The sequence below is a fragment of the Bradyrhizobium sp. SRL28 genome (assembly GCF_018596315.1).
In the GTDB taxonomy this organism is placed as follows: Bacteria; Pseudomonadota; Alphaproteobacteria; order Rhizobiales; family Xanthobacteraceae; genus Bradyrhizobium.
In genome coordinates, this window is the sequence record NZ_JAHEAG010000009.1 from 203,248 (window position 1) to 221,805 (window position 18,558).

The following is an 18,558-nucleotide window of genomic DNA, read 5'->3' on the forward strand; positions in this document are numbered from 1 at the left end:
AATTCCGTCCGTTTTTTCCGGTCGTACATCCCGCTGCGCAAATCGTGCCGTGCGCTGATAACTCCGTCCCAAAAAGTAACCTGGCGATTTGGACGCCTCGTGCGGAGCGACGCCGGCCTAATTGGGAGGACCCAGAGCGTCAAGCAATCGATCGACGAAAATCGCCTGTCCCATGAGGATCTTTCGTCGCGCGTCGGTGACAGCGAACCAAGCCGCTCGGTCGATTTCCCGAAAGGTCCGATGGCGTCCGGAACGCGGCGGCCATTCCATCTCGAAGGTGTTGCTGCGGATGAGCGCGGGATCCCAGTCGCCTTCGATGGCCCAAGCTTGTACGACTTTGCCGCCCGCTTGCCGCGTCTCCCCGAGTGGCAAGAAAACTCCCTGCGGGTGGTATCCAGTTTCCTCGGCGAATTCGCGCCGAGCGGCGGACAGCGGCGCTTCATCGGCGCCAATCAGACCTTTCGGGATGCTCCAGGCACCGTCATCCTTGTTTTGCCAAAATGGTCCGCCTGGATGAGCGAGCAAGACTTCGAGATCGGTGGCGCGCCCTCGAAACAGGAGGAGCCCGGCGCTTTGCGATTTCCGCGAAGCCATCGTGGACGCTAGGCCGACTTCCGCTGCGGTTTGGCCGCCGGCTTCTTCGCTGCGGCCTCCTTGGCCGGTTTCTTGCCGGCAATCGGCATCAGCATTTCCTTCTGCCCGGCTGCTGCCTTGCGCGCCTTCTTGGCTGGCTTCTTCGGCGCCTCTGTCGCTGCCGACGCGTCTCTTCCGATGCTCTTACGCAGCGCATCCATCAGGTCTACGACGTTCTCGCCGCGCGGACGCGCTTTGGCGGTGATGGGTTTGCCGGCGCGCTTCTGGTTGATGAGATCGAGAAGGGCGGTTTCGTACTGGTCTTCGAACTTGTCCGGCTCGAAGTGGCCCGCCTTCTGGTTGACAATGTGCCTGGCGAGATCAAGCATGTCCTTGGTGACTTTGACATCCTGGATGTCGTCGAAATAGTCCTTTTCGGAGCGGACTTCGTAGGGATAGCGCAGCAACGTTCCCATCAGGCCCTTGTCCAGCGGATCGAGCGCGATGATGTGCTCCCGATTGGTCAGCACCACGCGCCCGATCGCGACCTTGTTCATCTCGCGGATGGTTTCGCGGATGACGGCGAAAGCGTCGTGGCCAACTTTCCCGTCTGGCACCAGGTAGTAGGGACGGATCAGATACCTCGGGTCGATCTCGCTGCGGTCGACGAACTCATCGATCTCGATGGTTCGCGTCGATTCCAGCGCGACGTTCTCGAGCTCCTCCTTCGTCACCTCGATGAAGGTGTCGGTGTCCACCTTGTAGCCCTTGACAATATCCTCGTTGGCGACCTCCTCGCCGGTATCGGCGTCCACCTTGGCGTACTTGATGCGGTGGCCGGTCTTCCGGTTGAGCTGGTTAAACGAGACCTTTTCGGATTCCGACGTGGCCGGATAGAGCGCTACCGGACAGGTGACGAGGGAAAGGCGCAGGAAGCCTTTCCAGTTAGCGCGGGGGGCCATGGCGGGGGAACTCCAATACTGATGTCGGATTCAAGACGAACGGCCCGGCTTGGTTCCGACATCGCGCCCCTTCCAACGGGATGATTTCTTCTCGGCGCGGACGTAAGCGGACTCGACTTTTGTTCTCTTTATGTTCTAATTCGGAATGACAGACCGACCCGCGAGCTGGCGCATGCCTACCCCGAAGCAGATGGAAAAGCTGGCCGCTGAAGCCATCCGCAGTCGGGCCCCCTCCGCTGCGGCTCCCGATGCGCCCCTCCCGGCCGAATACTGGGAATCGGTCCTCGAAGGCCCGCGCGCCGATACGTCAGGAGCCCAGATGCGGCAGCGACGTCTTTCTGAGATTCAGCGCCACCTACTCCGCGTCTCCTGCCGCCGCTGCGAACGGACCGTCGAAATCCAAACCGCCGATGCAGTCCGATTGTATGGCGGCAACGCAGTCTGGAAGGACGTCGCGCAGCGACTGCTTGACAACACCTGTCAGCAGCGCACCGGAAGACACGAAGAGGACGGGTGCTGGCCGGGATTTGACATGCCCTAGCCTGCACCCCGAGTTTGGTCTGGGCTTGGATGTCCGGATGGCGCCAAAACATCACCCGACGCCGCTGTCAGGCGGAGACCGAAAGGCTCTGACGAAGGAATTGGGGAAAGCACGCGCGATGACCGGCATTCTGGCTGCGCAATCAGCAGAGATGCGAGCCAAGGGCGCTGCGCTGATCCAGCAGGCCGACAGGTTGCTCTGTGAAAGCTGGAACGAGCGGATGTGGAGCGATGGCGAGCCGATCGACCCCTCGCCAACCATTGACCAGGCGATCAACGGCGGCTTTCCCTGGCTGGAAATCCAGTGTTCGCGGTGCAAGAGCCCGAACGATGTCGATCTGGCAGCCCTCAAGCATCCGCCGACCACCTTCGTGCACGATCTTGCAAACCGTCTGCGCTGCCGCAAGTGCGCCAAGGCCGGGCGGCGCCCGTCCGCGACCTTGCTCCAACTTGGTTGGCAGCCGCGTCACCCTCAAGGGGAGGTCTAGGTTGCGGTCGAAGCAGGAATCATCGACCGTCGTTGATTCCAACCATGAACGGACGCCCAAGGTGCAGACGGCAACCGCCTACCTCGAAACCCTCAATCCCGAACAACGACGTGCAGTCGAGCACGGGGTAGCAGGGGGATTGGCGGCGCCGCCGCTGCTGGTGATCGCCGGCGCAGGCTCCGGAAAGACCAACACCCTCGCCCACCGGGTGGCCCATCTGATCGTTCAGGGCGCCGACCCCCGCCGGATCCTGCTGATGACGTTTTCTCGCCGCGCGGCGTCCGAGATGACCAAACGGGTCGAACGCATCGCACGCAAGGTGTTGGGCGACAACGCCGGTGTCATGACCGACGCGCTGACCTGGGCCGGAACCTACCACGGCATCGGCGCACGGCTGCTGCGCGAGTACGCCGAACAGATCGGCTTGGACCCAGCCTTCACGATACACGACCGCGAAGACTCAGCCGACCTCATGAATCTGGTCAGGCATGAAAAGGGATTCTCCAAGACGGAAAGCCGCTTCCCTACTAAAGGAACGTGTCTCTCGATCTATTCCCGCTGCGTCAATGCCGAGATGCCGATCGAGCAGGTCATCGGCACCTCGTATCCATGGTGCGCCGGATGGGCGGCGGAGCTTAAGGAACTATTCGCGGCCTATGTCGAAGCCAAGCAGAAGCAGAACGTGCTCGATTACGACGATCTCCTGCTCTACTGGGCGCAGATGGTCGGCGACGCCGGCCTGGCCGACGACATCGGCGGCCGCTTCGATCACGTCCTTGTCGACGAGTATCAGGACACAAACCGCCTGCAATCCTCGATCCTCCTGGCGCTGAAGCCCGGCGGCCGAGGCCTGACGGTCGTCGGTGACGACGCCCAATCGATCTACTCGTTCCGCGCTGCGACCGTGCGCAACATCCTCGACTTTCCCGACCAATTCTCGCCGCCTGCGAGCGTCATTACGCTCGACCGCAACTATCGATCGACGCAAACGGTTCTCGCCGCCGCCAACGGCGTCATCGGTCTCGCCAAGGAGCGTTTTACCAAGAACCTCTGGACTGAACGCACGTCCGGAGCCAAGCCGCAACTCGTCACCGTCCGCGACGAGGCCGACCAGGCGCGCTTCATCGTCGAACGCATCCTGGAGAATCGCGAATCCGGCACGCTCCTCAAAGAGCAGGCCGTCCTGTTCCGGACATCCAGCCACAGCGGCCCGCTTGAAATCGAACTCACGCGCCGGAACATCCCGTTCGTGAAGTTCGGCGGACTGAAGTTTCTCGACGCCGCCCACATCAAGGACATGCTGGCATTGCTGCGGTTCGTCGAGAATCCGCGCGACCGCGTCGCCGGCTTCCGTCTGCTGCATCTGCTGCCCGGCATCGGCTCCGCAACAGCGCAACGCGTGCTCGACCGCATGGCGGAGGCCGCCGACCCCATCGCAGCGCTCACGGGCATACCAACGCCTCCGCGTGCCGGCGACGACTGGAGGGACTTCGTCGAGACTTTGGGCAATCTCCGATATTCGGAATGGCCCGTCGATCTGGAGCGGGCTCGCTTGTGGTACGAACCGCATCTCGACCGCATCCATGAAGATGCCGAGACCCGGCGCGCCGACTTGCTCCAGCTCGAGCAGATTGCCTCGGGATATCCGTCGCGCGAACGCTTCCTGACCGAACTCACCCTGGATCCGCCCGACGCGACCAGCGACCAGGCCGGCATGGCGCTGCTCGACGAGGACTATCTGATCCTGTCGACGATTCACTCCGCCAAAGGCCAGGAGTGGAAGTCGGTCTATCTGCTCAACGTCGTCGATGGCTGCATGCCTTCCGACCTCGGCGCCGGCACCTCGGCCGAGATCGAGGAGGAACGCCGGCTGCTCTACGTCGCGATGACGCGCGCAAAGGACGGCCTCCATTTGGTCGTGCCGCAGCGCTTCTTCGTCCACGGCCAGCGCGCGCAGGGTGATCGCCACCTCTATGCATCAAGGACACGCTTCATTCCAGAAAAGCTGCTCAGTCTGTTCGAGCGGACGGCCTGGCCGGTTGCGCCGGCCGGTACCGTGCCCCGAGCCGCCGCCCAAGGACCCAAGGTCGATATAGGCGCCCTCATGCGGGGAATGTGGCGGTAGCCGGGGAGACATCTAAATGAGATTACTTGCCGTAATGGTCGCCGCATTTGTTTGTTCGCCAGCGATAGCGGCGGACTACCTGGGAAAGGTTCTAGCCGTGTCGGACGGAGACACCTTCACCATGGAAGCCGATGGCGCCAAGGTACGCGTGAGGATCTGCGGAATCGACGGACCCGAACGCGGGCAAGCTGGTTACGGACAGGCCGCCGGCGTGCTGTCAAGCATGATCGAGGGCAAGACTGTCCATTGCCTGCAAGTGGGTGAAGGCACCGTCTGCGACGGGCGGTCCCGACCTACCAGTCGCGACCGCATCGTGGCACAGTGCTTCCTCGACAAGGTCGACATCGCAGAACAGATGACCAGGTCCGGCACCGCGTGCGACTGGCCCAGATTCTCCGGCGGCAGGTACAAGATCAGCGACACCACCTGCTCGCGCAAATAGGATTCGACGCCGTTCATGGACCGTTCGTACGGCCGCCAAAGCAGACGAGACACCCGGTGTGCAATCTCTACTCGATCACCACCAACCAGGCCGCCATCATTGCGCTCTTCCGCGTTGTGAACCGATACGTCGGAAACCTGGCGCCAATGCCGGGCGTGTTTCCCGATTACAAGGCTCCGATCGTGCGCAACGGACCCGAGGGCCGCGAACTCGCCACGGCGCGGTGGGGCATGCCATCGTCATCAAAGGCGTTGATGGACGCCACCAAAAAACGAGCCGAAAAGCTGCAAGCCAAGGGCAAGCCGGTCGACTTCAATGAATTGCTTAGAATGGAGCCGGACGGCGGCACGACCAACATCCGCAATGTAAAGAGCAAACACTGGACCCGCTGGCTCGGCGTCGAGAACCGTTGCGTGGTGCCGTTTAACTCTTTTAGCGAGTTCAACAAGGCCGAAGGCGGCGATATCTGGTTCGCGCTCGATGAGACCCGCCCCCTCGCCTGCTTCGCCGGCATCTGGACCAACTGGACCTCCGTCCGGAAGGTCAAGGAAGGCGAGACTAACAACGACCTCTACGCGTTCCTCACGACGGAGCCGAACGCCGAGGTCGGCACCATCCACCCCAAGGCAATGCCGGTGATCTTGACGACTCCGGACGAGGTCGAAACCTGGATGACGGCCCCTCCGGACGAGGTCTTGAAGCTGCAACGGCCGCTTTCAGACGGGTCGCTCAAAATCGTCGCCCGCGGCGTCAAGGAAGACCCAGCCGAGCGCACAACGTGATCGACGAGGACGAAGTCGACCAGGCAGCTCCCCCGGGCCGCCAGCGCAAGATCATCCACGTCGACATGGACGCCTTCTACGCGTCCGTCGAGCAACGGGACAATCCTGATCTCCGCGGCAAGCCGGTCGCAGTCGGCGGATCCCAAGAGCGGGGCGTCGTGGCGGCAGCCAGCTATGAAGCCCGCAAGTTCGGGGTGCGGTCGGCCATGCCCTCGGTAACCGCCAAGCGGCAGTGTCCCGATCTGATCTTCGTGAAGCCGCGCTTCGAGGTCTACAAGGCGGTCTCTCAGCAGATCCGTGAGATTTTCGCAGAACACACACCGATCATCGAGCCGCTGTCGCTGGACGAGGCCTACCTCGACGTGACCGAAAATCTGCAGAGCGTTCCGTTAGCCCGGGACGTCGCGCTCGCGATCCGTTCGAAAATCAAAGAAGTTACCGGTCTCAACGCATCCGCCGGCATCTCCTACAACAAGTTTCTGGCCAAGCTTGCCTCCGACTACCGCAAGCCGAACGGCCAGTATGTCATCGCGCCGGAGATGGGGCCGGCGTTCGTCGAAGCCCTCCCCGTCAGCAAGTTTCACGGCATCGGGCCGGCGACCAGCGCCAAGATGAACTCCCTCGGTCTCCACACCGGCCTCGACATGCGTAACCAGTCACTCGAATTCATGCAGGCCAATTTCGGCAAGGCGGGCGGATACTACTATTGGATATCGAGAGGCGTTGATAACCGAGAAGTCCGCGCGGACCGAATCCGGAAGTCGGTCGGCGCCGAGAACACGTTCGCCGCAGACCTCACCGACTTCGACGCCATGGTCGTCGAACTCGAGCGTCTCATCGACAAGGTCTGGAAATATTGCGAAGGTGTCGGCAACCGGGGACGCACGGTAACTCTGAAGGTGAAGTTCAACGACTTCGAGATCATCACGCGGAGCAGATCCGTCTCTCTTGCGGTGTCGAGCCGCAGCGACCTAGGGCGCCTATCGGTCGCTTTGCTGCAGAACGAGATACCGGTCCCCAAGCCGGTCCGGCTTCTGGGCCTCTCGCTATCGGCGCTGCAGCATTCTGACGACGCGGAACCGCAGCTGGTGCTGCCGATGTAATCGCGTCACGTCACTCCTTTTCAAGTAGATCATGAACTCGATCTGTCGTGATGGCGCTTCGTTGAGTATCTGGCAGTGCACGGGATAACAAAGCCGCCAGCGTCGCCAACGCGGGCGGAGATGACCCGCGCCGTCGCGGTCCTCCTCCGCGGGTAAAGTCCTGAAGCTGCATGATGAATTCGGGAATGCGGCTCATGCCCTTGCCGATCCGCCGTGCCTCCTCCGAGGTGAGGTTGCCGGCACCGCCGCTATAACGCTGCGTTTCGTCGCGGCAATACAACCATGCCACCGTCAGGCCGCTGGCGTCCTGGACGGTGTAGCACTCGGAATTCGCTCGGTACTCTATTGCGCCGCCCGACAACCTAAGGAAGTATAGTTCAGAATGGGGACGGGAATGACAAGTGAGATAGGACTTCATCCAGGCACGACCTGGCATAAGTGCGATTTTCAATGCCATACGCCGCGGGATCTGAGTTGGGCCGGTTCGCCTGATCTTCCGGGCGGAGATCCGGCAGCCGAGCTCGCTCGGCAGCATTGGGCAGAAGCGTTCATCGCGGCGGCAACGGCGGCCAACCTGCAAGCCGTGGCAATTTCAGACCACCATGACGTTTGTCTCTCAACCTATGTGTTGGAAGCAGCATCGCGACTCAATTCGAAGGTTCGGGTGTTCCCTGCCGTCGAGATTACATGTTCTGATAATGCTCAGTGTATTGTCGTTTTTGATCCAGCTGCGACTGTTGAAAAGCAAAAACTGGCGCTGGCGGCGGCCGGAAACATTCTTATCGCGCCAGGTGCAGACGCGAAGACTTGCAAGATCATGCCAGCGCGAGAAACCGTGGCCGATTTCGTTAAGGCCGTTCAGGGCGAGCAGCATTTGCGCGATATCAGCGTGATCCTGCCGCACTTCAGCACGGAAGATGATCACAAGAGCCTCAATGAAACGGGGCATCATCCGCGGTTCGCTAACCTCCCGATCGATGGTGTGTACATCGAGCGTCCGTACAGTTCGCTGGACCAGACAACGATACAGAAGATCCGTGGCAAGATCAGCGATTGGGGCCGTCGCCGGCGCGCTATCCTGGCGACCGGCGACAACCGAAGGGCGGACTGGGGCCGGCTCGGTACACATGATTGCTGGATCAAGATGGGGGAGCACTCAATCGAGGCTTTCCGCCAGGCACTGTTGGCCGACGAAGCTCGCATTGCGTTCGAGGCGCCGACGTCCCCTGCGGAGTACCTGGTCGAGCTGCGGGTGAAGAGCATTCTTACTGGGCCGGCGCCGGTGAGGATGTCGTTTAATGATGGCTTCAACGCGCTGATTGGCGGGCGTGGTTCAGGCAAAAGTGCGTTCCTTGAATACTTGCGCTTCGGTCTGGGTCGAACGGATCGAGACTTCAACAGCGATATTGATCCGGAGTCTGATCGCGAAGCAAAGCTCATCGATGAAACCTTGACCGGCGACGGATATGTGGAAGTCGTGTTGGAGCGCGAGGGGGTGAGAGAGACCTGGAAGAGGGTTTTGGCAAATAGCGAGGTCATCACCGTCAGCGCAGCGGGTCGAACGATCGAAGTGACAGCCAGCACGGCGCGGGAACGTTTTCGTTCGAGGGCATTCCGGCAGAAGGGTCTTTCGAGCACGATGAATGACCCGGCGACCGCGTCCGAGCAGATTACCGGCATCGCGGCCGCTGAAGAAGTGGATCAGGAGCGGAGCATCAAGCGGGCTATCGCGACCGCCCAACGCAGCGTCGGCAGTGCTCTTATCAATCTGGTCGCACTGTGGCAGTCGCGTGTCGACCTCAAACAGACCACTGAGAAAGTCGAGGATCTCAGGGAGCGCATCGCCGCGTTGACTAAACGGCTGGAGGATGAGGGTCTTTCGCCACAGGCGTTGCAAACGATGGAAGAAGCCCCCAGGTACGGGAGGGCAAACGAATTTATCGGGGCTGTCAGCACCCAGGCCGACGAAGCAAGAGTCCTACTGAATGAGCTCGAGGCGGCGACGCTGACCGTCGATGTGACAGTCTACGAAGGAGCGATCGGATTCGAGGAAGTCGCTGGCTTGCAGCAGGTGCTCTTGGAGGCGAAGACGAAGATAAAGGCGTCGCTCACAACAGCCCGGACTGCACTTGAGACCCTCGCCGTCGCGCAGCTGGACGCCAAAGACCGCTTTTCCATCAAGCGGGAAGCGTTCCTGCTGACATACGCTGCCGCCGTTGAAGAGCAGGGAAAACACAGCAACTTGATTGACGAAGTTGCGCGGCTCAATGCCGAGCTGCAGACAGCTGAAACCGCACAAGCCAGGGCCCGCAGTGCTGAGGTCACGCAGGCGAACGCCGAAAAGAACTACCGGGATGCACTCGCGGGCTTGGATGCGCTGGTAGAGCAGCGGAGGGGCATTTTGAAATCAGCGGCCGACAAGGTAGCGGGCAAATCGAGCAACTTGCTACTTGCGCGGATGCGCCGGGACCGTATGCCCGCGCAGTACCTAGCCGCACTGCAAAAGCTCTTCGAGGGCTCAAACACTCAGTCGGTAGACGAGGGCTGCACGGATTGGCTGAAGGCGATCATGGAGGGCGATGAGGAGGGCTGGTCCAAGCTGCGGCAGTCTTTCCTGGATCTTTACGAAGCAAAAATTATGGCTGGCTCGCCGCCGGATGCGAGCGATGGCATTTTGACGTCACTGCAAGCCCTTCTTTTCAAGGGACTACGACAACTCACGGAGCGCCAGCGGAAGAAGATCTATCAGAACCTTACGGATGCGTTGATTGCGGGAGTCGTCGCGGCCGTGCCGTCCGACGCGATCAACATGTCTTACTTGGATGATGGCAGGCCGATAGATTTTAAAATGGCCTCGCCGGGGCAGCAAGCGTCTGCCTTACTCGAACTGTTGCTGAAGCAGTCTGCTGGCACGCTCATCATAGACCAGCCGGAGGATGACCTCGACAACCGTGTCATCATGCGCATCGTTGAATTGCTTAGGACGTCGAAATCGACCCGCCAGTTGATTTTCACAACGCACAACGCGAACATCGTCGTGAACGGCGACGCCGACAAAATCATTGCGCTCAAATCGCCGGAGCCGTCGTCCAATCCGAACAACAATGCCCCGCGTGTACAAGTCGATTGCGACGGTGCCATTGAAACGCCAGCTGTGGGTAAGACCATCACGTCAATCATGGAAGGAGGGCGCGATGCCTTCGACCTCCGCAGTCGAAAATATCGCTTCGACAATTAGCGCCACACAAGCGCGGAAAATTAGCCACGTGCACACATGACGCGCATCGAGTCCGTGGCGGCGAGCCGCAGCCGCCGGGCGCCAATTCTCTTCATGCTTGCGCTCAGTCGCAGCCCGCATGAATCCAGCTCAATATCCGCGGCTCATCGGACACATTTTTCCGCGGCCACCAGGTGACGCTCACCGGCTTGGCGCCGCGGGAGGCCCGTCGTGGAATGACGACGCCTGCCTTGTAGCTCACTCGCGCGCCATGCGAACTCCCTTTGAGCCCGGCATCGTTCTGTCCGGTGAGGCAAGGCTCCCAGCGCAATCAAGCCATTTTCCGATATCGGTCCAACAGCTGCGCATATCGCACGCCGTTACCACTTGGGAAATGCTGACACCAGGCCGCGAGAAACCTCTTCTCCACTTCCGGCATCTTCGCGCGACGCAAAATCACGGCAATGCGCCATGGATAATAGGGAGCCGGAACCTCCCCTGTTGCCAGGTATGTGGAGAATGCCCCCGCAACAATGGCGGTCTGCTCTCCGAGATTGTTATCGATCGCCTTCATATGATCTCGAAATGCATCCTCATGGAGAGACAAAAAAGCAGGTCCCGAAGACGCTTGATTCCAAGTTTCACCGGTTTCGAGCATCCGTGCGAAAACTGTGTCTTGCTTTTTGGCGAGTACCGCCACCTCAGCGGCTGACAGCGGGGGTGTCTGCTCCATACATTCGATAAGAACGCGGAGCGCATCGTAATCAGCGTCGTTGTCTGTCGGAGTCACCTGTGGGAGCCCATGCCTACTTCGATGATTTTCACTCAGCCAGGATCTCTTGGCAGGTAGAGCCTCGGAAACCAGCGATCGACGGCGTCTGGCGGAAAGCCTAAGCGCACAGGACTTCGGGTCGTGGGTGACACAAGGTAGCCTTTGTCTATCAGTTGGTTGAGGACTGTGCGCGCCTGGCGCTCGGCATAACCGGTGATGTCGGCCGCGTCCCCGCGTTTAAATTCACCCTGCATGACGGCCAGCTGCAAAATCGGCCACGAGCCCTTTGAGAGGCGTTTTGCGCCAATTTCTTCTTTCGTCCATATCTCCATTCGGTTCATGAGCTCGGACGGCTCCAAAAGCTGCCCCATGAAGTCGACCTGGTCGACGGAAGTGGTCAGGAAGAACCGGCAGAAGGCGACGAGGCCGGCCTCGGTGAGGTTACCGCGGCCATCGAGATCCCCTCGCCGTGGCTCGTCTGCCGCCTGCAGAGCAGCCTTATACTGAGCTACGGAGCGCGCGAGTCCGCGTGAGACCGACCACAGTTCAGATCCAACACCGAGCTCGCGCAGCACGGCATGCGAAAAGAGCCGGGCGACGCGGCCGTTGCCATCGAGAAACGGGTGAATCCAGGCCAGTCGATGATGTGAGGCCGCGACGCTAATGATGTGGTCGATTTTCGAGAGGTGCTTTGCCGTATAGGCTTCGCAGAAGCGCTTGAGGAAGTCCGAGAGCTCCGCTGCGTCGGGGGGTATGTGTAGGCCGACCTGGACGTGGCGCGCACGCAGCTCGCCGGGCGTCATTTTGATGCGCTCGTTGGTTTGCGGGTTTTCAACCCACCACATCTCTTCAGGGATGCGGCTATAAAACTCTCGGTGCAGCCACAAAATGAACTCTGTGGTAAATGCGCTCCCGGGCCCCTGCCCCCGGTCAATCATCTCTTGGACTTCGATGTGCGCCTTCGCCTCGAGCTGAAGGTTGCGCTTCTCCGGCTCTTTGGAAAAATCTTCCTTGAGAGCGCGGTCGATGTCTATGAGCGTGGTATTGTGGTTTTCGATGAGGTTGGAGTAGTAGCAGTTCATCGAGCGCACTAGGTCGCCGACGGAGGTTCGCAAGGCAGGGCTCAGCCGCGCAGCGAGCCCACTGGCCTTTGCAACCAGGTCGGTTGCAAGGTCCGTTAGCTCCTTGTTTTCAGAGGGTACCAAGGGCTCCATGCGTGCGACGGACATTTTTGCCGCTTTCTTTGCCGGTTAATTCTCCAATTAAATTAGCCTATTAGGCCATTTTTAGCCAACACGTTTTGCCGCTTTCTTTGCCGCTTTGACGGGCACCAAACTTCGCCCTTGATCCCGTTTTGTTCTCATATAGAAATGGCGAGGCGATCAGCTTCGACATGTCGATGTCGCTGATTTCGGGGGAAAAGCTGCCGTTTACGCCGCACGCCGCGACCAGGATGTGGACATCACGGTCGACCACGTCGCTTTCGACGCGAGATGATGTTGAATCCGACCGTACGGATGACAGGGGGAGTTCATGAGTTTCAAAGCGAGCGGCGCGGGCACTGCGCATGAGCCCACCCTCCACTGCCCCAACTGCAATCACGAGATCCGGCTGACCGAGTCTTTGGCGGCTCCCTTGCTCGCTGAAACGCGTCAGCGTTTTCAGGAGCAGCTGGCGAGCAAGGACGCTGAGATAGCTCGGAAGGCCGAAACTTTGCGCCAGGAGCGCGAACAACTCGCTAAGGACCGCGAGCAGGTCGAGGATCAGGTTACCAAGCGCTTGGCGGCCGAACGAGCCCAGCTGGTCGCAGCTGAGGCGAAGAAAGCACAAGCAGCATCAGCAGCAGCGCTCTCCGACAAGGAAGCGCAGGTCGCAGAACTCCAAGCGTCGCTCGCCACCAATAACACCAAGTTGGCCGAAGCCCAGCAGCAGCAGGCCGGGGTGATACGCCAGCAGCGCAAACTGGAAGATGAGAAGCGCGAGCTTGACCTGACAGTTGAAAGACGCGTCCAAGCATCGGTAGCCGACATTCACCTCAAGGCGAGGCACGAAGCTGACGATGCGGCGCGCTTACGCGTCGCTGAGAAGGATCAGACTATTGAATCGATGACCCGCACGATCGAGGAGCTGAAACGTAAGGCTGAGCAAGGGTCCCAGCAGTCCCAGGGCGAGGTCCTCGAGCTCGAGCTCGAGGAGTTGCTGCGGGGGCGCTTTCCGACTGATTTTATTGAGCCGGTCGCCAAGGGCGAGCTCGGCGCCGACGTCATTCAGCAGGTAAACGGCGCTGTCGGCCAACCCGCCGGTATTGTCCTCTGGGAGACCAAGCGTACAAAGGCCTGGAGCGATGGCTGGCTGGCCAAGCTGCGCGAAGACCAGCGGCGCTGCGGCGCGGACATCGCCCTTATCATTTCGCATGCACTTCCCAAGCACGTTGAGCATTTCGACTTGATGGACGGCGTGTGGGTAGCTCATCCACGTTGCGCCCTACCCGTTGCTGTTGCGCTCCGTCAGTCCCTGATTGAGCTATCGAGCTCGCGCCTAGTTCAGCAGGGTCAGCAAACCAAGATGGAGCAGGTCTACCAATACTTAACTGGCAATAAATTCCGCCAGCGGATTGAAGCCGTCGTCGAGAAATTCAACGACATGCGCGAGGATCTGGACAAGGAGCGCAAGTTCATTGGCCGGCAGTGGGCCAAGCGTGAAACCCAGATTGTCGCGGTCATTGAATCAACCGTTGGCATGGTGGGGGATCTCCAGGCAATCGCCGGCAAGGCTATGCCGGAGATTGCCAGCCTCGAGATGCCGCTACTTGAAGCTCCGGTGGAGCCGGAACGGAAAGCAAGTTGATTGGCTGATGCTACCGCTGAATTGGGTCTCCTCCCGCAGAGATGGCTTGTATTTAGTGCTCAAGCAAGAGGATGGCCACGATCATCGCCAAGCCTTCGGTCCTTTTGGCTGAATTTGAAGTCGATTATACGAGCCCATGCGTGGCTCCACGATCTGTCAAGCGGGCGCCAGGCGTCCATCGAAGCGCTCCATCCCAAGGCAATCCGGCAAGGACTGCGGCTGGAGTTTCCCCCACCTAACCTAGCGCGCGCGGCCCTAGAAACGCGAGTGCCTCCCGCGAGGGGCCCAATATTCGCTTGCGCGAGGGATCGTCACCCGAAGGGCCGAGACAGACGTTCCGCGCCTTCGCGGCAATCGGCTGGCTCGGTGAGCGTCAGCGAATAGAGCCCGGCCCGCTCAACGGACGCGCTCCTAAAGTTGAGTTGTGCTATATATTCAGAGTATAGCCGTTTACGTTTCCGGCCGGAGCGATGTGCCAGGATGACGAACCGTGTTTTAAAACCGTTATTCCTCGACGGCGATGCGCCCGATCCTGCGTACTGCAACATTCGCGATGCGAAAGAAGGGCCATTGGTCAAGGCTCGTAATCATTGCGAGTATCTGTGGGTTTTTTTCCAGCATCACGCAGATCGGGAGTTTCAGGACGAACTTCGTAAATGTTTTGATCAACGGTATTGGGAGATGTATCTAACTGTCTCCCTCATTCTTGCCGGATATGATGTCACGTGCCCGAAGCCCGGTCCCGATGTTGGTATTGTGTATAAAGGGCAACGCATCTGGCTTGAGGCAACGTCGCCAGATCGAGGCAAAGACGGCTCGCCGGATCAAGTCCCAAAGATGAAGTCAGTCGAACTGGGCGAAGATCCAGTCGTCCAGAATGCGCCTGACGAGAAGATTGTGCTGCGCTATTTGAATAGCATTTCGACCAAGTTCAATGAACAGTATGCAAACTGGCTCAAGAAAGGAACGGTCAGCGATAAGGATGCATTTGTTATTGCCATCAATCCTCGCGAGATCGATTTCGATCGCCTCGATGGCTCGCCTCCGCGCATCCTTCAGGCCGCCTATACTGTCGGTGCGCCGTATGCCGTGGTGGATATAAAAGAAGGTGCGATCACGCGGGTCGGCTACCAATTTCGAAGCCACATTAGAAAGGAACCTAAGAAAGACGCGAAGGTGGGCGACGAACTTACAAAGGTCGACACTGGTGTGTTTCAGCAGCAAGAGTATGCCGCGTTGAGCGGGCTGCTGTGCTCGCGCGTGGATGCTGCAAATCATCTCGGAGAAATGGACAGCGACTTTCAGCTCGCGCCTAACCCGCATGCAAAAGTGCCGCTTCCCGACGACTTTCGATTTCGCGGGACGCTTTTCGAATCAAAGCAAGTTAGAGACGGCTACCAGGTGATTGCAAAGTAGCATCGCATCGAAGGGAACAGCGCGAGGGAGGGCCACCGAATGGTCGAGGCAAACGTTCCGCGCTTTCAAGGGATGCGAAGTCGTAGCTTGCCAACACGATTTCAGCCTGCTCCGTCGTGAGGCCCATCATCAGCTCAAAAGCTGTCCGCATCGCAAATTCGAGTTGCGAGAACGCGATCACAAATTCGCCGATCGCTTTGGTATCTTTCGCCCTGCGACCCTTTCGCTTCATCAAGCTTCCCCTACTGAAGGAAACCGGCCCGAACCACGCCCTACCTGTCACATGTAAAGGGTGGTATTTAGCAACACTTTCAACCGAGTCGCCTTTTTGATTGCCAGTTTCAGCAGCAACGACCGCGACCCAGCAGTTCGCATTCGGATCGGCCGATGTGTCTACTGCGAAAGCACGCGTTATCGCAAGAAGGATGACCGCAGGCTGGGTGATGAGCATGTCATTCCCGAAAGTCTTGGAGGCAACCTCATCTTAGAGCAGGCGGCATGTGAGGGTTGCGAGCGCAAAGTGAACCTGTTCGAGCAGTCCATCATGAAGACTGTGCTCTATGCGCCCCGCGTGCATCTCGGCATTCGGAGAAAAAAGCGCAAGCGCGGCGAGGACACGCTCACGCTCGATGCGACCGTCAACGGAAAGGAGGTCAAAGTCTCCCTACCTATCAAGAGAGTGCCGTTGATGCTGTTCTTCATCATGATGGACGCGCCCGGAATTCTCATTGGCCGGCCAGCGAACATTCCCTCGTTCAACGGCGCCTGGGTGAAGCCGTTTCTTGAACACGGGCCACGAATGCCGCAGGGCCTTCAGGGTATGGCCACCCCAGCGCTCGACACGCATAAATTCATGCAATTTCTGGCCAAAATTGGCCATTGCTACGCGGTGAGCGTTTTAGGGCATACGTTTAAGCCTATCCTGTCCGACATGATCTTGGCTGACCCTGCCCCGCCCCCCAATTTTTATCTCATCGGCAGTTACGGAAACGCCCGTACCGACGACCCAACCGCCAACCTCCACGAACTCGATGTCAGTTGGCAAAGTGCGGACGGTGTCGAATACGCGGTGGTCAGCATCAGGATGTTTGCCAAACTTGGGGCGCCAACGTACCGGGTCGTTGCTGGAGAACGAAAATGAACCAGCCCTCGATGAGGGATTACCTTGATGCGATCGATAGGCAGGTGTTTGACCACCTTGGGCGCATGACCAATGACGCGATACTCTCGAAATCAATCGACGAGTGGATTGAAGAGCTCATCGTAAAGTTCGCCACCCCCGACATCCCGGTGATCTACCCAGCCCAAGTGTCTCACTCGACCGTGCCTGGCGAGGTCCCACAGTATGCCGTCCCGAACCCCAATTACGGCAATGTCCCGAAGGTTCAAGGACTCATCAATCAATTCCACCTGCCCTTTGCTGGCAATAGGAATTTTTTCTTTTACGAGGCCGAAGGATGGATCGAACTCTTCCCACGCGCCGAGGTGCTGGCTGACGAACTCCGCATCTCAATTGGAGGGGCTTGGTACACCCCTCAAATGCTGGAAGATATCGTCGATAAACATGTTGGGGTTATCGGCAAACGGCTGGATCGTTTTCGAAAGGACGCCGAGCGATACAAGCAGGATCTACCCGGACGCCTAAGACCTAGGTTGGAGGAAAAGCGAACGAAGGCCGAAGTCGAGGCAAAGACAGCGGCGGGGCTGAAGTATCCACTCAAAAAACGCGACGATGCCCCGCAGACATATCGGCTGCCCGCCACTCCAAAACCACTTGCGCCGAACGCCACCCCTTCGCGAAACGCCAACCCGGAATTCACGCTCGACGAGTCGGACTACACGGATATCCTCCGGATTTGCGAGAGCATGTCGTTGGTCATGGAGCGAAGCCCCTCGGTTTTTGAGAAGGCCGAGGAAGAACACATCCGGGTGCATTATCTTGTGCAATTGAACGGCCAGTACCAAGGGAAGGCCACCGGCGAGACATTCAACCACAAAGGCAAGACTGACATCCTCATCCGCCACGAGAAGGCGAATGTATTCGTTGCTGAATGCAAGTTTTGGAGTGGTTACGAAGGCCTCAAAAAGACGACAGATCAACTCTTGAGCTACACGACGTGGCGCGACACCAAGACGGCTCTTATCGTGTTCAGCCGCATTCAGGACTTCACGACCGTTATCTCAGAGGCTCAGCGCGCGATGAAGGACCATAAGCACTACAAATCGGGGCCGACCAAGGAAGGCGAAACCCGTTTTCGTTATGTGTTCACCCACCCGGACGACAAACAGCGCGACATCATCGTGACCCTCTTGCTATTCAACATGCCAAAGCCGGTTAAGCCATGACCTTCCTTCTACTGACAGGGGCTGGATTTTCCTACAACTGGGGCGGCCCCCTCGCCGCCGAAGTGTTTAACACGGTCCTGGCCGACAAGGATATCGACGAACACACTCGTCGTCTCTTGTTCGATTCACGTGGAGCATTCGAAACCGTGCTCGCCGACCTTGAGCTTTCGACCGATCCCGACGACCAGAAGCGGCATGACGCTCTCATCACTTCCGTAGCAGGGATCTTCAACGGCATGAACAACAGCTTCATGCAAACGCCGTTTGAGTTCGAGAACCCTCCGAGCGTCCAACATTCAATGGCAAGTTTCCTCGTCCGGTTTCACGCCATCTTCACGCTCAATCAGGACGCCCTTCTCGAACTTCACTACAATCCTCCGATCGGGCCTCCAATGAATTGGGCACGCCTCAATCTTCCGGGCATGAGGTATCTACAGGGCTACAGGCCAGGCGGAACGCTTCACGACAAGTTCGCGATCATGGAGCCGAACCCCCCTTTCACAACGCTCGGCACTGGCGTCCAGCCTTACGTAAAACTCCATGGCTCCGTTAATTGGGTCGAGTCCAACATGGGAAAGCGCATTCTGATCATGGGCGGTCAGAAAGCCGTGAGTATCGGCCGCTTTCCGGTTCTCCAATGGTACCACGACGAATTTCGAAAGATGCTCCTGCGGCCGGACGCACGGTTAATGGTCATCGGTTACGGATTTGGTGACAGCCATATCAACGATGCCATTGCGGATGGTCTAAAAGCTGGCCTCAAAATCTTTGTCGTGGACCCTTACGCGCTCGACGTGATCAAGAAGGACCCGCGCATAGACGGGACGCCACGTATCCAATTCATCGGCATGTCTACGAGGTCATTGAAACAGGTATTCGGCGGCGATCGATATGGCCATGCAGAACTATCCAAGTTTTTCGCCTAACTGGCAAGGTTTTGCTCGA

At 58.9% G+C, this 18,558-nt stretch carries 18 protein-coding genes; 12 read left to right on the top strand and 6 right to left on the bottom strand.

Features of this window, described 5'->3' with window-relative positions; genetic code table 11:
- Window positions 1-117: 117 nt before the first annotated feature.
- Both KIP88_RS20640 and KIP88_RS20645 read right to left on the bottom strand, forming a co-directional pair.
- Window positions 118-594 (bottom strand): NUDIX domain-containing protein, encoded by a 477-nt coding sequence (locus tag KIP88_RS20640; protein ID WP_214489771.1) that lies wholly within the window; start codon window positions 592-594, stop codon window positions 118-120.
- An 8-nt stretch (window positions 595-602) separates the two neighbouring features.
- Window positions 603-1,535, bottom strand: coding sequence for a Ku protein (locus KIP88_RS20645; RefSeq protein WP_214489772.1), 933 nt, complete (start codon window positions 1,533-1,535; stop codon window positions 603-605).
- A 145-nt stretch (window positions 1,536-1,680) separates the two neighbouring features.
- Between KIP88_RS20645 and KIP88_RS20650 the strand changes: the two genes are divergently transcribed.
- From KIP88_RS20650 to dinB, 6 genes are all read left to right on the top strand, one after another.
- Complete coding sequence (locus KIP88_RS20650) at window positions 1,681-2,076, top strand: hypothetical protein (RefSeq protein ID WP_214489773.1); 396 nt, start codon at window positions 1,681-1,683, stop codon at window positions 2,074-2,076.
- 37 nt (window positions 2,077-2,113) lie between these two features.
- Entirely contained in the window at window positions 2,114-2,563 is a 450-nt protein-coding gene (locus KIP88_RS20655; protein WP_214489832.1) for a hypothetical protein, read from the top strand.
- A gap of 61 nt (window positions 2,564-2,624) precedes the next feature.
- Entirely contained in the window at window positions 2,625-4,688 is a 2,064-nt protein-coding gene (locus tag KIP88_RS20660; RefSeq protein WP_214489834.1) for an ATP-dependent helicase, read from the top strand.
- 16 nt (window positions 4,689-4,704) lie between these two features.
- On the top strand, window positions 4,705-5,130 hold the full coding sequence (locus tag KIP88_RS20665; protein WP_214489774.1) for a thermonuclease family protein: 426 nt from the start codon (window positions 4,705-4,707) through the stop codon (window positions 5,128-5,130).
- Between the two features lie 56 nt (window positions 5,131-5,186).
- On the top strand, window positions 5,187-5,912 hold the full coding sequence (locus tag KIP88_RS20670) for an SOS response-associated peptidase (protein WP_214489775.1): 726 nt from the start codon (window positions 5,187-5,189) through the stop codon (window positions 5,910-5,912).
- Window positions 5,912-7,015: a DNA polymerase IV gene (dinB, locus tag KIP88_RS20675; RefSeq protein ID WP_374226489.1), complete on the top strand. Its 1,104-nt coding sequence runs from the start codon at window positions 5,912-5,914 to the stop codon at window positions 7,013-7,015. Before KIP88_RS20670 ends, dinB begins: the two co-directional genes overlap by 1 nt.
- 10 nt (window positions 7,016-7,025) lie before the next feature.
- Here dinB and KIP88_RS20680 read toward each other — a convergent pair whose 3' ends face one another.
- Window positions 7,026-7,433, bottom strand: a complete 408-nt coding sequence (locus KIP88_RS20680) for a hypothetical protein (protein ID WP_214489777.1) — start codon at window positions 7,431-7,433, stop codon at window positions 7,026-7,028.
- Here KIP88_RS20680 and KIP88_RS20685 point away from each other — a divergent pair.
- Window positions 7,410-10,253 (top strand): TrlF family AAA-like ATPase, encoded by a 2,844-nt coding sequence (locus tag KIP88_RS20685; protein WP_214489778.1) that lies wholly within the window; start codon window positions 7,410-7,412, stop codon window positions 10,251-10,253. The genes KIP88_RS20680 and KIP88_RS20685 overlap by 24 nt on opposite strands.
- A gap of 310 nt (window positions 10,254-10,563) precedes the next feature.
- Here KIP88_RS20685 and KIP88_RS20690 read toward each other — a convergent pair whose 3' ends face one another.
- From KIP88_RS20690 to KIP88_RS20700, 3 genes are read right to left on the bottom strand one after another with little or no spacing between them, the layout of a single operon-like run.
- Window positions 10,564-11,022, bottom strand: a complete 459-nt coding sequence (locus KIP88_RS20690) for a hypothetical protein (protein ID WP_214489779.1) — start codon at window positions 11,020-11,022, stop codon at window positions 10,564-10,566.
- A 35-nt stretch (window positions 11,023-11,057) separates the two neighbouring features.
- Window positions 11,058-12,233, bottom strand: a complete 1,176-nt coding sequence (locus KIP88_RS20695) for a Fic family protein (protein ID WP_214489780.1) — start codon at window positions 12,231-12,233, stop codon at window positions 11,058-11,060.
- A gap of 46 nt (window positions 12,234-12,279) precedes the next feature.
- Complete coding sequence (locus KIP88_RS20700) at window positions 12,280-12,480, bottom strand: hypothetical protein (RefSeq protein WP_214489781.1); 201 nt, start codon at window positions 12,478-12,480, stop codon at window positions 12,280-12,282.
- A 57-nt stretch (window positions 12,481-12,537) separates the two neighbouring features.
- Here KIP88_RS20700 and KIP88_RS20705 point away from each other — a divergent pair, with 57 nt between their 5' ends.
- The 5 genes from KIP88_RS20705 (at window position 12,538) to KIP88_RS20725 (ending at window position 18,539) form a co-directional block, all read left to right on the top strand.
- Window positions 12,538-13,851 (top strand): DUF2130 domain-containing protein, encoded by a 1,314-nt coding sequence (locus KIP88_RS20705; protein WP_214489782.1) that lies wholly within the window; start codon window positions 12,538-12,540, stop codon window positions 13,849-13,851.
- A gap of 480 nt (window positions 13,852-14,331) precedes the next feature.
- Window positions 14,332-15,267, top strand: coding sequence for a hypothetical protein (locus tag KIP88_RS20710; RefSeq protein WP_214489783.1), 936 nt, complete (start codon window positions 14,332-14,334; stop codon window positions 15,265-15,267).
- Between the two features lie 520 nt (window positions 15,268-15,787).
- The gene (locus KIP88_RS20715) at window positions 15,788-16,408 is read left to right on the top strand and encodes a hypothetical protein (RefSeq protein ID WP_249790895.1); all 621 of its coding nucleotides are present in this window, start codon (window positions 15,788-15,790) and stop codon (window positions 16,406-16,408) included.
- Window positions 16,405-17,613 carry a hypothetical protein gene (locus KIP88_RS20720; RefSeq protein ID WP_214489785.1) on the top strand — a complete coding sequence of 403 codons (1,209 nt, stop codon included), beginning with the start codon at window positions 16,405-16,407 and terminating at the stop codon, window positions 17,611-17,613. The genes KIP88_RS20715 and KIP88_RS20720 overlap by 4 nt, the downstream gene beginning before the upstream one ends.
- A complete protein-coding gene (locus tag KIP88_RS20725) occupies window positions 17,610-18,539 on the top strand; it encodes an SIR2 family protein (RefSeq protein WP_214489786.1) in 930 nt (309 codons plus the stop codon). Before KIP88_RS20720 ends, KIP88_RS20725 begins: the two co-directional genes overlap by 4 nt.
- The last annotated feature ends 19 nt before the right edge of the window (window positions 18,540-18,558 follow it).

Excerpts from the sequence above, each read along its gene's own strand:
- KIP88_RS20640 (WP_214489771.1), bottom strand. The coding sequence starts at position 594 with ATGGCTTCGCGGAAATCGCAAAGCGCCGGGCTCCTCCTGTTTCGAGGG.
- KIP88_RS20645 (WP_214489772.1), bottom strand. The coding sequence starts at position 1,535 with ATGGCCCCCCGCGCTAACTGGAAAGGCTTCCTGCGCCTTTCCCTCGTC.
- KIP88_RS20650 (WP_214489773.1), top strand. The coding sequence starts at position 1,681 with ATGACAGACCGACCCGCGAGCTGGCGCATGCCTACCCCGAAGCAGATG.
- KIP88_RS20655 (WP_214489832.1), top strand. The coding sequence starts at position 2,114 with ATGGCGCCAAAACATCACCCGACGCCGCTGTCAGGCGGAGACCGAAAG.
- KIP88_RS20665 (WP_214489774.1), top strand. The coding sequence starts at position 4,705 with ATGAGATTACTTGCCGTAATGGTCGCCGCATTTGTTTGTTCGCCAGCG.
- KIP88_RS20685 (WP_214489778.1), top strand. The coding sequence starts at position 7,410 with ATGACAAGTGAGATAGGACTTCATCCAGGCACGACCTGGCATAAGTGC.
- KIP88_RS20680 (WP_214489777.1), bottom strand. The coding sequence starts at position 7,433 with ATGAAGTCCTATCTCACTTGTCATTCCCGTCCCCATTCTGAACTATAC.
- KIP88_RS20695 (WP_214489780.1), bottom strand. The coding sequence starts at position 12,233 with ATGTCCGTCGCACGCATGGAGCCCTTGGTACCCTCTGAAAACAAGGAG.
- KIP88_RS20705 (WP_214489782.1), top strand. The coding sequence starts at position 12,538 with ATGAGTTTCAAAGCGAGCGGCGCGGGCACTGCGCATGAGCCCACCCTC.
- KIP88_RS20710 (WP_214489783.1), top strand. The coding sequence starts at position 14,332 with ATGACGAACCGTGTTTTAAAACCGTTATTCCTCGACGGCGATGCGCCC.
- KIP88_RS20720 (WP_214489785.1), top strand. The coding sequence starts at position 16,405 with ATGAACCAGCCCTCGATGAGGGATTACCTTGATGCGATCGATAGGCAG.
- KIP88_RS20725 (WP_214489786.1), top strand. The coding sequence starts at position 17,610 with ATGACCTTCCTTCTACTGACAGGGGCTGGATTTTCCTACAACTGGGGC.